The organism is uncultured Sunxiuqinia sp. (genome assembly GCF_947495665.1).
Classification (GTDB): Bacteria; Bacteroidota; Bacteroidia; order Bacteroidales; family Prolixibacteraceae; genus Sunxiuqinia; species Sunxiuqinia rutila.
In genome coordinates this window covers 79387-92183 of the sequence record NZ_CANLZV010000005.1, presented here as the reverse complement: position 1 = coordinate 92183, position 12797 = coordinate 79387, and the positions used below count along the sequence as shown (strand labels likewise).

Here is a 12797-nt window from a genome sequence, read left to right as displayed (position 1 = left end):
TGGCAATGAGCCGACACGAAAATAGACGAGGATGATAACAAAAAACGACATACGCGAGGAGTTAAAAAGCAGGGTGCTGGTGTTGGATGGAGCCATGGGAACCATGATTCAGAAACACAAGCTGACAGAGGATGATTTCCGCAACGGGGAGATGGCGGCCATGACGAATGATTTGTTTGGAAACAATGATTTTCTGTCGCTTACACGTCCGGATATTATTCGGGGCATCCATGCCGACTTTCTGGAGGCGGGTTCTGATATTATTGAAACCAATACCTTCAATGCGAACCGGATTTCACAGGCTGATTACCACACCGAAAAATGGGTGTATGCCATGAACAAGGCCTCGGCCGAACTGGCGCGCGAGGTGGCCGATGAATACACGCAAAAGGACCCGTCGAAACCGCGTTATGTTGCCGGTGCATTGGGACCAACGAATAAGACCCTTTCGCTGTCGCCCGATGTGAATGACCCGGGCTACCGGGCCGAGTCGTTTGATGGCATCAAAGAGGCCTACCGGGAGCAGCTGGAAGGCCTGCTGGATGGTGGCGTGGACCTGTTGCTGGTGGAAACCATCTTCGATACCCTGAATGCCAAGGCTGCCCTTTTTGCCATTGAAGAAGAGCTGGAGAAACGCGGTCAACGCTTGCCGGTGATGGTTTCCGGAACGATTACCGACGCCAGTGGACGAACCTTATCGGGGCAAACCGTGGAGGCATTTTTGAACTCCATGCGCCACATCGATTTGCTGAGTATTGGTTTGAACTGCTCGCTGGGAGCCAAAGATATGCGCCCGTACCTGGAAGAGCTGGCGAAAAAAGCCCCTTTCTTCATCAGTGCCTACCCCAACGCCGGTTTGCCGAACCAGTTTGGGGAGTACGACGAAACTCCGGAGGAAATGGCCACCCAGGTGAAGGATTTCCTGGACAACCATTTTGTCAACATCATTGGAGGGTGCTGCGGAACAACACCTGACCATATCCGCAAATTTGCCGGAGTAGCTGCGGCTGCTCAACCGCACATCAAACAAAAGAATGACGAATTAACTCGATTCAGCGGACTGGAGCCGGTGACCATCACGCCCGAAACCAACTTTGTAAATATTGGCGAACGGTGTAATGTGTCGGGATCACGCAAGTTTGCCCGCCTGATTCGGGAAGAAAAATACGAAGAAGCGCTGGCCGTTGCCCGCGACCAGGTGGAAGACGGTGCCCAGGTGATTGATGTGAACCTGGATGATGCCATGCTGGATGCTAAAAAGGAAATGGTGCGGTTCCTGAACCTGTTGATGGCCGAACCTGATATTGCCAAGTTGCCGGTGATGGTCGACTCCTCGAAATGGGAAGTGATTGAAGCCGGACTGAAATGTCTGCAGGGCAAGGCCATTGTGAACTCCATCAGCATGAAGGAAGGGGAGGAGCAATTCCTGGAGCAGGCGCAAAAGATTAAACGTTATGGTGCTGCGGTGGTGGTCATGGCTTTTGATGAAAAAGGCCAGGCCGACAACTACCAGCGGCGCATTGAAATATGTGAACGGGCTTATAAACTGTTGACTGAGAAAATCAACTTCCCACCCGAAGATATCATTTTCGACCCCAATATTCTGACCATTGGGACAGGGATGGAAGAGCACAACAATTACGCGGTGGACTTCATCAATGCCATTCGCTGGATTAAGGAAAACTTGCCGCATGCCAAAACAAGTGGTGGGGTGAGCAACGTGTCGTTCTCTTTCCGCGGAAACAACCTGGTGCGCGAAGCCATTCACTCGGTCTTCCTGTTTCATGCCATTAAAGCCGGGCTGGACATGGGAATTGTGAATCCGGGAATGCTACAGATTTACGATGAAATTCCGAAGGATTTGCTCGAATATATTGAAGATTTGGTGATGAACCGTCGCCCCGATGCAACAGAGCGTTTGCTGGATTTTGCACAAAACCTGAAGGAAGATCCGGCCAAGGCTGTGCGGAAAGATGCATGGCGTGAGTTACCGCTTGAAAAACGACTGGAGCATGCTTTGGTGAAAGGATTGCCTGACTATGTGGAGATTGATTTGGCCGAGGCCTTGCCGCACTATCAGCCCACGTTAAACATCATTGAAGGTCCGCTGATGGATGGAATGAATGTGGTGGGTGACCTGTTTGGCTCCGGAAAGATGTTCCTGCCCCAGGTGATCAAATCGGCCCGGGTAATGAAAAAGGCGGTGGCTTTCCTGCTGCCTTACATTGAGGCCGACAAGGCGAAGTTTAAGAACCAGCAGAGTAACCAAAAAAAGGTGCTGATGGCTACCGTAAAGGGCGACGTTCACGATATTGGTAAAAACATTGTTGGCGTGGTGCTGGGCTGTAACAACTATGAAGTGATTGACTTGGGCGTGATGGTGCCTACGGAAAAAATATTGGAAGTGGCCAAAAAGGAGCAGGTTGACATTATTGGCCTGAGTGGTTTGATTACCCCTTCGCTGGAAATTATGGCCAGCGTGGCCGTTGAAATGGAACGTCAGAACTTCCACCTGCCATTGTTGATCGGTGGGGCAACTACGTCTAAAATCCATACCGCGGTTAAAATAGAACCCCATTATTCGCATCCGGTGGTGCATGTAAAAGATGCCAGCCGCACGGTGAATGTGGTGGCCAACCTGTTGGCAAACAACCAGGAGTATATTCAGTCGGTAAAAGATGAATATGCTAAAATTCGTGAGTTCCACGGGCAGAAGAAGAAAAAGGAATACCTGACTTTGGAGCAAGCCCGTGCCAATAAATTCCGGATTGACTGGAGTAAAAATGAAATTTACAAACCCAGACAAACCGGGGTTTTCGAGCTGATCGACTTCCCGATTGAAGAACTGCGCAAGTACATCGACTGGAATTTCTTCTTCTTTGTGTGGGAGTTGCGTGGCCGGTTCCCGGAAATTTTGGAAGACGAACGCCAGGGCGAACAAGCCCGCAAGGTGTATGAAGATGCCCAGATCATGCTCGATGAAATCATTGAGAAGAAGATGCTTCAGGCGAATGGTATTTATGCCATTTGGCCGGCGCATACCGAGGGCGACGACATTGTGTTGTTTGAAGATGAAGCGCGCAGCAAGGAACTGGGCCGTTTTTACCACCTGCGTCAGCAGGAGAAGAAGCGCGAAGGTTCGCCTAATTTCTGCTTGTCGGATTTTGTAGCTCCCAAGGAAATTGATCAAACCGACTACTGTGGCGCTTTTGCCGTAACGGCGGGTATTGGCATTGAAAAGTGGATGGCTGAATACAAGGCCGATCACGACGATTACAAGGCCATTATGCTGGAAGCACTGGCCGATCGGCTGGCGGAGGCCTTTGCCGAGCTGCTGCACGAAAAAGTGCGTCAGGAATATTGGGCATACGCCCCGGATGAGAAGCTTTCGTGGGACGATATCCTGAAGGTGAAATACCAGGGAATCCGTCCGGCCATGGGCTACCCGGCTTGTCCGGAGCACCACGAAAAGGAGAACCTGTTCAACATCCTTGGAGCCGAGAAGATCGGCATCACCTTGTCGGAACACTATGCCATGTACCCAACAGCAGCGGTGTGCGGACAGTTTTTCGCCCATCCCGAATCCCGCTACTTCAGCCTGGAGAAAATTGGCAAGGACCAGGTGGAAGATTACGCCAATCGTAAAGGCGTTCCGGTGGATGTGGTGGAGCAGTTTTTACCCGTTAACCTGAACTATAAAGGAATTTAAAATACCAAAAGTTCGTCATCCTGAGCTCGTTTCAGGATCTCTAAAATAGAAAGGACAGGCCCTGAAATGAATTCAGGGAGACGATTATAAAAAGGATCAAAAAACAGATAGATCATGAAGAATTCGGCAACAAAAGTTCTTATTGCCTTTGTGTTAGGAATGGCTCTTATGTTTGTATTGGATATGGTTTTTCATTTCAACAATTCAATTGAAAAGGAACTGGAACGCGAAGCCCAAAGAGCGCAGAAGAAAATAGAAAACATTTTTAAATAATCAGAGTAAGTGAAAGTATGACTCACAGCTCGAAATGCACGACCCGACTATGAAAGTGATAGACATCATCAAGCAGAGCGATCAAACGGTTTTTTCATTTGAATTGCTTCCCCCTTTGAAAGGGAATGATGCCAGTAATATTTACCGGACCATCGAAAGCTTAGTGGATTACAACCCCAAGTACATCAACATTACCACCCATCGCGACGAGATGGTGTTTAAGGAGTTAAACGATGGAAGCATTGAAAAACGCACGGTTCGCAAACGTCCCGGAACGGTTGCCATTGCAGCCGCTATTCAGCACAAATACGGCATTCCGGTGGTGCCCCACATTTTGTGTGGTGGTTTTTCGAAAAGCGAAACCGAACACGTGCTGATTGACCTGAATTTTATGGGAATCAGCAATGTGCTGGCCTTACGGGGCGATGGCCTGAAAACCGACAACATGTTCCGCCCCAACCCCGATGGGCATGCCAATGCCAACGAGCTGGTGGAGCAGATCGTGAATTTGCGCGAAGGCAAATACCTGGAGCCGGACCTGAAAAACAACGCTCCACTCGATTTTTGCATTGGGGTGGCGGGTTACCCCGAGAAGCACTTCGAAGCGCCCAATTTCGATACCGATATGGCTTATTTGAAGCAAAAAGTGGATGCCGGGGCCGACTACATCGTAACGCAGATGTTTTTCGACAACCAGATGTACTACAATTTTGTGGATAAATGCCGCGAAGCCGGAATTACCGTGCCCATCATTCCGGGTATTAAACCCATTAACCTGAAGAATCAGCTGACCGTGCTGCCCAAAATTTTCAGCATTGATTTACCGCAGGAACTGGCGACCGAGCTGGCCAAATGCAAAAACAACGACGATGCCAAGATTGTAGGAACCGAATGGGCCATTCACCAGTCGAAAGACCTGGTGGCCAACAAAGTGCCCAGCTTACACCTATACACCTATGGCGTGTCGGACAATGCCCGTAAAATTGTGGAAGCCGTATTTTAACAGGCTATAAAAGAGAATCAAAATACAGGAATCCGGTCTTCAAAGGCCGGATTTTTTGTTGGGGAAATGTTGTGTTTCAGGAGAATTCTCAGGCGTACATTTTCCATTGTAAATGGGGCGTTGCCCCTGAACCCCAATTCCTTTTTTGCCTTGATGCCAAAAAGGAATCAAAAAAGATCAAGGCTGACCAGTCTTTTGAACGAAAACGACGGGTCAGTCACTCCCCGAAAACCAACTCCTCCCGTTGGTCGTCAAACAAGGTTTTCTTAGCGAGTACCTGCGCTGTATCCTTCCCTTGTTTTCTGTTTCAAAAGCCTCGTAGGCCAACCGAACCGCCCGACTCGAAGCGTCATGCTGAACTTGTTTCAGAATCTGCCAGCGAGTTATTGGATGGTCGCGCAGTATTGGGGAAGATTGCGGAAAGGCCCTTCTGTATGCTAGCAGGCGTCTATTCGACTAATCAAAGACAGTTACTCCTTATTCAAATGTATCGTTTTTTGATTTCCATAGCCTTGTAATACGATACTGTCTTGGTGAATTTCAAGTATTGCATAAGAGCTAACCCTGGTGTCTACCATTCCGGATATCGTAATGTAGTGTATCCCATTTTTGAATTCATAGCCTCCGGCATGATTGTGTCCATTAATATAGGCTACAACATTCGAACTCTTCTCGATGAGGTTGATAATTTCATCATCATTCCATAGGTTATGCGGATCATCCTCCGGCTTTAGTGGCAAATGCGAAAAGAGAATCACCTGTTGATTCAATGATTTTGCAGCATCCAATTCCTGTTTAAGCCAGCTTTGCTGGTCTTTTCCGATTGCACTGTTCCAACGGTGATTATTTGATTTTCCTTGGGTTTTATCCAAATAGGAATCTATTTGATTGATATCGTGATGATGCAGCAAATTTGAATAGTATGAATAATCAGTAGCGTCCAGCACGATAAATCTGTAACCTTCTTTTGAATAGGAGTAATAATAGTTTGGCATTGATAACCTTTCAAGTAAACCGTTCAAATGAGTTGAATCAATATCAAAATCATGATTTCCCAGAAGATGGTAGTTTTCAATACCAGGGGTAAGTTTATCGTAGACAGATAAAATGGAATCAAAACTTTCCCATTCTGTATCTATAATATCTCCAAGGTTTTGAACAAAGTCAACCTTGTGATAATTAAAGGTGTCAATGGCTTCTTCCAGTTTCCATAAGGATTCCCTATAATACCTTTTTCCTGCTGTTGGTTTATTGGCATATTGCGGGTCAGCGACCAGACCAATTTTTAGAACGGGTTCTTTTTTTGAACAAGAACTGAGAAGGATGAGTACCGATACCAGGTAAAATGAGAAATCTTTCATTGGTGTATGAGGTGTTTATTAATGATTCGGTATATCGTGTATTACGTTTGCAGTTTTTGCTACCGCGTGTAATTGCCTCGGCTGCTTAAGGCGAGTAAGTAGCGCTTCACAACCTGGTTCGACGTCAGCATGGGGCAAGTTAGCAAAAACAAGTTGCTCATAAGCTCACTTTTTCAAAAGTTTTTGAGTCATTTTCATTTTTTGGGGTGCTGGCTGAGGCTCAGAAAAGTTGCCTGAGGTTCAGTTCTGCTCAGCCGAGGCTCAGCTGGCTTGTTTTTTATTGAGTTCTGTTCAGCTGAGGCTCAGCCGGGCTGTTTTTGTTCCGGTTCTGCTTAGCTGAGGCTCAGCCAGCTTGTTTTTGTTTCAGTTCTGCTCAGCTGAGGCTCAGCCGGGGTGCCTTTAATTGGTTTGGGCTTAGCTGAGGCTCGGCCGGATTCAAAAAATGGCATGGCGCCCAAGTGGTGGCCTTGCATCGGGTGTTTGGCTTGATTTTCAGTCGAAAAGGCAGCTTAAAAATGGCAATTTATCAGTAGAAATGTTTTTTATTTCATCAGAAGGTCATAACTTGTAGTTAATTATAAACATAAAACGACCTAGCGATGAAACATTTTCTTGAGTCTTTGCGCGTTTCTGCGCTTTCGAACCTGGAAGCAGGCCAATTAGTTAACCGGCATTTAGCCGATTTGGGAACGATTGATCAGGCTCTGATGACCGATGAGCCATTTAACAACTACATGAGTAAGTTAAGTGATCATAGTGATTTGTTCGAGAAGGCCATGGCACAGATCAGGGCGAGTGAAATAACCCTGAATATTGCCAATGCCGATACCAAACGGGATAAGTCGAACCAGGCCTGCCGGCGATGTTTGGCCCTTTATGCGCTTTCGGACGACCCGGAGGAAGTGGCTGCCAGCCGTAGCCTGAACCTGATTTTCAAAAACTTTAAAAATTTGCCCAACCTGAATTACGAAGCCGAAACGATTGCCATTGACAAATTGATCAGCGATTTAGAAGAACCAACGGCTGCGGCGCATGTGAGTACCCTAAACATGGAGCGCTATGTTGAGCGTTTAAGGGCCGACAATGAAGCTTTTAAAGTGTTGTTTGGTCAGCGTATTCAAACCGAAGCCCAAACGGAAGATTACGATATGAAGACCATCCGCCGGGAAACCTTTCAAACCTATCGGGATTTCTGCAATTACGTGTTGGCAATGGCTAAGGCCCTGGGCAGTCCGTTGTTTGAAGAGGCCCTGGATTTAATCAACGCCGGAAGAAATTACTACGCGAATATGTTAGCCCGCCGAAATCCGAAAGAAGAAGCCTTAAGTCCGAACTAATAAGGTGAAATATCCTCATTTTCGATGAAAATAAACCCGCCGGTTCTCACTGGTGGGTTTGTTTTTTGTGATCGCTGCTTTCGCAGGCTTGCATCCTTGCTTTGCGCTTTCTTCGCGCCTTTGCGGTTATATCGCGTGGTCAAGCTTAGCAGGAAATACCACACGATACAATCGTGCGGTAGCGGGTCAGCTGGGGTGCCTTTAATTGGTTTGGGCTTAGCTGAGGCTCGGCCGGAGTCAAAAAATGGCAAGGCGGCTAAGGGGTGGCCTTGCATCGAAATCCCAGTTTCTGAGTTCCTTTCTTTGTGCCTTTGCGGTTAAGAGCGGGGTTTTCTTAGCGAGTCCCTGCGCATATTCCATCCCTTGTTTTCTAGCTCAAAAACCTCGTAGGCCAAGCGAACCGCCCCAAGCAAAGCGCCATTCTGAACTTGTTTCAGAATCTTGGTTCTTCAAATCCAGCAATCCAAACATCCAGCAATTTGAGAATCAGGATATAGGGTGAAATCGTGCGGTAGTGAATCTTATTCACTTTCGTTATAATCCAGGCTGAAAAATCCGTTTTTATAATACATTTTTTCTCCGGCATCAGATCTGTTTTCGTCTCTCACCAACCTTAGTTCAAATGTTCCGCTGATCTTTTTCTTATCCGTGTCAAATGAGTTGATTGTAATCAGGTTATTGTAGTTAGAGTCGATTATATAGCTATCTCCGATGGCATCTCCTCCAATAACAAAATCCCATCTGGCGTAAAAGTCTGTTACGGTATTGGATTCTGAAATGTCAGTTGTTTTAAAGCTAAGGTGTAATTGTTCATCCTGATAATATTCAGAATCCCTTTTTGAGCCCGCAATCACCATTTTTTCATTCGTTAGGGAATAGTTGGCCCAACTGCTTGTTGAAATCCATTGGCGATTATCCTTTAAGGCGTAAAATGGAGAATCTGTCGTGAACTTGTCATCGTCTTTTTCGCATGATAGCAAGGAAAAGCCGATCAAAATGTAAAGTAGAATGCATTTCTTTTTCATTACGAGTAGGTTGTTGTTTCAACTATGATGAATTCAAGCGATTTAGGGTTGCGTCGTTAGTCCGTTTTATTAATGATAACCGCATTCAAATAGACTAATCCATTTCATCCTGGCTCTTCAAGCCCAGTCATCCAGATTTCCAGCAACCTGAGAATCCGAAAATCATTTGCGTGCTTTTCCTGATCGAATTGGCAAAACCTCGTGCCAGGGGGTGGCGGGGCGGTTGGCAGGATAACCGTGCTCCAGGCGGTAGGCTTTGCGTTCGTTGGTAAAGTCCCACCACTTTTTGGTTGCGTCGTGGGTGTTGGCATAGTGCACCACCAGGCGAAACTGATCTTCCACGCAGGGATCGGTCCAGAAGCCTTTTTGAAGCTCGTAGGCATCGGTCAATTGGGCGCCATCCAGGCCCTTCAGCTCATCGATGGCGTAGTAGCCCAGGAAAACCAAGTCTTCGGCAAACCTGGGGCCAACCGAAGGGATGCTCTGGAACTCGGCCAAAGCATGAATTTCCCGGGCACGTTCGGGGCTGGTGTCCAGTAAAACTTCCAGCTCATCTACGGCAAAATTAAGAAGTTCACCCAAGCGTACTTTATGCGCTTTGAGTGCGGCTTTTTCGGCTTCAAGCAATGGTAGTTTGATGGTGGACTTGGCTTTCATGTTCTGTAAATCTTGGTTGATGTTCTTGCCTTCATTCGGATTTCTAAGTTACAAAAAATCCAAAGGGCTCCGACTGCGCCGATTTTAGAGGTTTTCAAGGCTACCCTCATTTTTTTAAGAAAAAAAGTAGGGTACAGGCTGTTTGCTCAGGATACAATGAAAGAACAGCTTAGAAATCGGACTTTCGCCGGAAAGTCTTCATCTTAAAATTTGGTACTATGACTAAAAAAATTGGAATGCTCATCTTACTTTGGGCAGCACTTATCCCCTCCGTTCTGGCCAAGGAATGGTTAGCCAACCTGGATGTGGCTAAATCAGAAGCCGCAGCAACAAAGCAGAACATTTTATTGGTTTTTTCCGGTTCCGACTGGTGTATTCCATGTATGAAACTGGAGAAGTTTATTTGGAGTTCCGACGAGTTTAAAACCTTCTCGGAAGATCATTTTGTGTTGCTGCGGGCCGACTTTCTGAAACAAAAGAAAAACAGGCTGAGCGACGAACAACAAGCCTACAACGAGCAGTTGGCTGAAAAGTACAATCCGAATGGCTTTTTCCCGCTGGTGCTGGTGTTGGATCACCAAGGAGAGGTGCTTGGCCAGACCGGCTATAAAAATGTCTCTCCGTCGGAGTACATCAAACACTTGGTTGAACTAGAAAAATAAATGATGGTACGATTCATTTCAGCTTTAATTCTGGTAAGTCTTTCTTTCAACACGTTTGCTTCGGAAACGGTTATGCGCACGCTGAAACTGATGGGCTCGCGCTACGAAATCTCAGTGGTGGCCGCCAGTCAGGCCGAAGGTGACCGCTATATTGATCTGGCGGTGGCCGAGATCAGCCGCATTGAAAAAAGCATCTCTTCGTGGGATGCAGCTTCCCAAACTTCCGAAGTGAATAGGAATGCAGGCATTGCCCCGGTGAAAGTTGATCAGGAGCTTTTTCAACTGATTGAACGGGCCCTGCAAATCTCGAAGATTACGGATGGGGCCTTCGACATTTCGTATGCAGCCATGGATCGCATCTGGACGTTCGATGGAAGCCTGCAGGAAATGCCGGCGGAGGAAATCATCCGGCAGTCTGTGGCTAAGGTGGGCTACGAAAACATTGTGCTTAACCGGGCTGAGCAAACCGTTTTTTTGAAGTTGCCAGGCATGAAAATTGGCTTCGGCGCCATCGGGAAAGGCTATTCAGCCGATCGGGCCAAGGCGCTGTTGATGGAAAAAGGCGTGGTGGCCGGTATGATCAATGCTTCGGGCGATCTCAACTGCTGGGGGCAAAGGCTGGATGGCACTCCCTGGCTGGTGGGAATCACCAATCCGATGAATAAGAACCGGGTTTTTGCCTGGTTTCCAATTGAGAACAGTGCCGTGGTCACCTCGGGCGATTACGAAAAGTTCGTGCTACTCAAGGGCAAGCGTTATGCGCACATCATTGATCCCCGAACAGGGTATCCGGCATCCGGGCTGGTGAGTGTCAGCATTTTTGCGCCCAAGGCTGAGTTGGCCGATGCCTTGGCTACTTCGGTTTTTGTAATGGGGATTGAGGCTGGAATCAACCTGGTTAACCAGCTGGCCGGTATTGAATGCATCCTGGTGGATGATCAGGGGAAAGTGTACTATTCAAAAAATATCAAGAAGAATGAACAGGAAATGGAGATTGCAGCGCGGCAGAAATAGCCTGAAGCATGTGTTGCTGATTGGTTTGGCGATGTTGGCATTGAGCTCATGCGTGGCAGTAAAAGAGTACGAGAAAGTGTACATCAACGACCCGAATATGAAGCTGAGTGCTGCCAGTGATCAGCGGTTTGAGTTGAATTTTCAGGTGTATCGCGAAGCCGCAGCAGGAGCCAATGGCGGAAAAACAGGTGGAGGATGTGGATGTAATTAATCAACTATGAAAAGAATACTGCTTTTATTGATCTTGATGTTTCTCGTTCATTTTGGGAAAGCGCAATCGACCAGTCCCAATTCGTATCAAAAAAGGGTGCTGGAAACACCGGAAATTGAACTTTTGATGAGCTACTACCAGCAGGATGGCGATCATTCGGCTGTTGGGGGAGGCATTGGCGATGAGTCGCTGGATGATGTGACGCCAACGATTGTGATTACGCTCCCCTTGAATGACAATGATGTTTTGACGATTGATGCGGGCTTGTCGGCTTACACGTCAGCCTCTTCCAGTAACATCAATCCGTTCAACAGTACCGGCGCTTCAGGCCGCGGAGGAGATGACGAAGAAGATGAAGATGATTACGAGGGGGATGATGAAGATGACTTTCGCCCGGGGACATCCGGTGCCGCGGTGGGGACACCCTGGCTGGCTTCGTCCGGCGCTTCCAAATCCGATGTGCTGGCCAGTGTCAGCCTGGCTTACAGTCACAGCTCCGACGATCGTAACTGGATTTTAGGCTTGCATGGTTCTGTGTCGAAAGAATACGATTACCATTCGCTGGGATTTGGCGGTAGTGTCGCCCGGCTTTTTGCGGAGAAAAACACGGAGCTGAGCTTAAAAACACAGGTTTACCTGGATGCCTGGAACCCCATTTACCCCACAGAGCTGCACGAGTACAGCCAGTACGGGAGTAATTTTCTGAACTCGGGCTATTTTGAAGGGATGACGGTGCTGAACGAACAAGGCAACCCAACAACGGCCTATTTGCCTAACCTGTTCTCCGAATGGGATGCTAAAAAGCGCAATTCGTATTCGGCCTCGCTGGGCCTATCACAAATTTTCAGCCGACGTTTGCAGGCCTCTTTCTTTGTTGATCTGATTTACCAGGAAGGACTGTTGTCCACGCCTTATCACCGCATCTATTTTGCCGATCGACCCAATTATTACATCGGCAATGCCAGCGATATTCCGGTTTACACCAGCCGTGAAAATACCGGTGTTTTTCGCCTGGCCGATGAGGTGGAGCGCCTGCCTGACACCCGCCTGAAAATACCCTTTGGTGCCCGCATCAATTACTACCTGAGCCAAACCTTCAAGCTACGAACCTATTACCGCTATTACACCGATGATTGGGGAATTACGGCGCATACCGGAAGTGTGGAATTGCCCGTCAGTTTGTCGCCCAGCTTCACGCTAACACCTACTTACCGGTACTATGAGCAGACAGCGGCTACCTATTTTGCCCCGTTCGAAACGCATGTTTCTACCGAGCAGTATTACACCTCGGACTACGATTTAGCCGACTTTCAAAGTAACCAGTATGGAATTGGGCTGAGCTACACCAACATTTTTTCGAAGCCCAAACTGTTTAATCTGGGCCTGAAGAATGTCAACCTGCGCTTTAGTCATTACGACCGCAGCGATGGACTGAAAGCCAACATTGTTTCTTTTGGCTTGAAGTATGTTTTTGAATAGGGTAGGGTTTCCGGCCCTTCGTCAGGATAAATTATAAACAGCGTTCTAATCCGTTGGTCTGAAAAA

Annotated in this window: 11 protein-coding genes; 8 read left to right on the top strand and 3 right to left on the bottom strand. The window is 47.5% G+C overall.

Annotated features, from left to right (window positions below):
- Positions 1 to 31: 31 nt before the first annotated feature.
- The 3 genes from metH (at position 32) to metF (ending at position 4985) form a co-directional block, all read left to right on the top strand.
- Positions 32 to 3709: a methionine synthase gene (gene metH / locus Q1A18_RS08055; RefSeq protein ID WP_299578432.1), complete on the top strand. Its 3678-nt coding sequence runs from the start codon at positions 32 to 34 to the stop codon at positions 3707 to 3709.
- 114 nt (positions 3710 to 3823) lie between these two features.
- The gene (locus Q1A18_RS08050; RefSeq protein ID WP_299578431.1) at positions 3824 to 3982 is read left to right on the top strand and encodes a hypothetical protein; all 159 of its coding nucleotides are present in this window, start codon (positions 3824 to 3826) and stop codon (positions 3980 to 3982) included.
- 49 nt (positions 3983 to 4031) lie between these two features.
- A complete protein-coding gene (gene metF / locus Q1A18_RS08045) occupies positions 4032 to 4985 on the top strand; it encodes a methylenetetrahydrofolate reductase [NAD(P)H] (RefSeq protein WP_299578430.1) in 954 nt (317 codons plus the stop codon).
- A 470-nt stretch (positions 4986 to 5455) separates the two neighbouring features.
- Here metF and Q1A18_RS08040 read toward each other — a convergent pair whose 3' ends face one another.
- A complete protein-coding gene (locus tag Q1A18_RS08040; RefSeq protein ID WP_299578429.1) occupies positions 5456 to 6346 on the bottom strand; it encodes a metallophosphoesterase in 891 nt (296 codons plus the stop codon).
- A 599-nt stretch (positions 6347 to 6945) separates the two neighbouring features.
- Between Q1A18_RS08040 and Q1A18_RS08035 the strand changes: the two genes are divergently transcribed.
- Complete coding sequence (locus Q1A18_RS08035; protein WP_299578428.1) at positions 6946 to 7683, top strand: DUF6261 family protein; 738 nt, start codon at positions 6946 to 6948, stop codon at positions 7681 to 7683.
- Positions 7684 to 8204: 521 nt separating this feature from the next.
- On the opposite strand, the gene Q1A18_RS08030 is transcribed toward Q1A18_RS08035, so the two are convergent.
- Together Q1A18_RS08030 and Q1A18_RS08025 are read right to left on the bottom strand one after the other, a co-directional pair.
- Positions 8205 to 8708, bottom strand: a complete 504-nt coding sequence (locus Q1A18_RS08030) for a DUF6252 family protein (RefSeq protein WP_299578427.1) — start codon at positions 8706 to 8708, stop codon at positions 8205 to 8207.
- A 162-nt stretch (positions 8709 to 8870) separates the two neighbouring features.
- A complete protein-coding gene (locus Q1A18_RS08025; RefSeq protein ID WP_299578426.1) occupies positions 8871 to 9365 on the bottom strand; it encodes a helix-hairpin-helix domain-containing protein in 495 nt (164 codons plus the stop codon).
- Positions 9366 to 9583: 218 nt separating this feature from the next.
- Here Q1A18_RS08025 and Q1A18_RS08020 point away from each other — a divergent pair, with 218 nt between their 5' ends.
- The 4 genes from Q1A18_RS08020 to Q1A18_RS08005 are packed head-to-tail and all read left to right on the top strand — an operon-like array spanning position 9584 to position 12731.
- A complete protein-coding gene (locus Q1A18_RS08020) occupies positions 9584 to 10027 on the top strand; it encodes a thioredoxin family protein (RefSeq protein WP_299578425.1) in 444 nt (147 codons plus the stop codon).
- Positions 10028 to 11041, top strand: coding sequence for an FAD:protein FMN transferase (locus tag Q1A18_RS08015; RefSeq protein WP_299578424.1), 1014 nt, complete (start codon positions 10028 to 10030; stop codon positions 11039 to 11041).
- Complete coding sequence (locus tag Q1A18_RS08010) at positions 11004 to 11252, top strand: DUF4266 domain-containing protein (protein WP_299578423.1); 249 nt, start codon at positions 11004 to 11006, stop codon at positions 11250 to 11252. The genes Q1A18_RS08015 and Q1A18_RS08010 overlap by 38 nt, the downstream gene beginning before the upstream one ends.
- A 6-nt stretch (positions 11253 to 11258) precedes the next feature.
- On the top strand, positions 11259 to 12731 hold the full coding sequence (locus Q1A18_RS08005) for a DUF3570 domain-containing protein (protein WP_299578422.1): 1473 nt from the start codon (positions 11259 to 11261) through the stop codon (positions 12729 to 12731).
- The last annotated feature ends 66 nt before the right edge of the window (positions 12732 to 12797 follow it).

What these genes read in the sequence shown, in the direction of transcription:
- metH (WP_299578432.1), top strand. Translation starts at nt 32, where the DNA reads ATGATAACAAAAAACGACATACGCGAGGAGTTAAAAAGCAGGGTGCTG.
- Q1A18_RS08050 (WP_299578431.1), top strand. Translation starts at nt 3,824, where the DNA reads ATGAAGAATTCGGCAACAAAAGTTCTTATTGCCTTTGTGTTAGGAATG.
- metF (WP_299578430.1), top strand. Translation starts at nt 4,032, where the DNA reads ATGAAAGTGATAGACATCATCAAGCAGAGCGATCAAACGGTTTTTTCA.
- Q1A18_RS08040 (WP_299578429.1), bottom strand. Translation starts at nt 6,346, where the DNA reads ATGAAAGATTTCTCATTTTACCTGGTATCGGTACTCATCCTTCTCAGT.
- Q1A18_RS08035 (WP_299578428.1), top strand. Translation starts at nt 6,946, where the DNA reads ATGAAACATTTTCTTGAGTCTTTGCGCGTTTCTGCGCTTTCGAACCTG.
- Q1A18_RS08030 (WP_299578427.1), bottom strand. Translation starts at nt 8,708, where the DNA reads ATGAAAAAGAAATGCATTCTACTTTACATTTTGATCGGCTTTTCCTTG.
- Q1A18_RS08025 (WP_299578426.1), bottom strand. Translation starts at nt 9,365, where the DNA reads ATGAAAGCCAAGTCCACCATCAAACTACCATTGCTTGAAGCCGAAAAA.
- Q1A18_RS08020 (WP_299578425.1), top strand. Translation starts at nt 9,584, where the DNA reads ATGACTAAAAAAATTGGAATGCTCATCTTACTTTGGGCAGCACTTATC.
- Q1A18_RS08015 (WP_299578424.1), top strand. Translation starts at nt 10,028, where the DNA reads ATGATGGTACGATTCATTTCAGCTTTAATTCTGGTAAGTCTTTCTTTC.
- Q1A18_RS08010 (WP_299578423.1), top strand. Translation starts at nt 11,004, where the DNA reads ATGAACAGGAAATGGAGATTGCAGCGCGGCAGAAATAGCCTGAAGCAT.
- Q1A18_RS08005 (WP_299578422.1), top strand. Translation starts at nt 11,259, where the DNA reads ATGAAAAGAATACTGCTTTTATTGATCTTGATGTTTCTCGTTCATTTT.